Below are 273 nucleotides of genomic sequence, written 5' to 3' on the forward strand. Positions count from 1 at the left end.
ATACAGCGACGGAGGGCGTACATTCATTTTTTTAGACAGTGCGGCAAGCGTGACACCATTCAAGCCTTCCTGATCGGCAATCTCCGCTGCGGCGTCTACAATCATTTTTTGGCTCAATCCTATTCTCGGTGACATGCTCATCATCCTTTCTTTGCTTTTTGGATTGCCTGTCTCATCCGCTCTGAGGGTGATTTCAGGAAATTCCCATGTCCGACTGCGAGACAGGAAGGCGCCTTGTCGGCAAGCAATTGTGCGCTTTTCATGGCTTCCTCC

General features: G+C 50.2%; 1 protein-coding gene and 1 pseudogene. Both read right to left on the reverse strand.

From position 1 onward, the window contains the following. Positions 1-135: TetR family transcriptional regulator (locus CF394_RS13465; RefSeq protein WP_133079842.1), on the reverse strand; the 135-nt coding region annotated here is incomplete at its 3' end. A 5-nt stretch (positions 136-140) separates the two neighbouring features. Beyond that, positions 141-273 (reverse strand): annotated as a pseudogene (locus CF394_RS15655) (MBL fold metallo-hydrolase); the annotation flags it as partial.

The sequence above is a fragment of the Tetzosporium hominis genome (assembly GCF_002265435.1).
In the GTDB taxonomy this organism is placed as follows: Bacteria; Bacillota; Bacilli; order Bacillales_A; family Planococcaceae; genus Chryseomicrobium; species Chryseomicrobium hominis.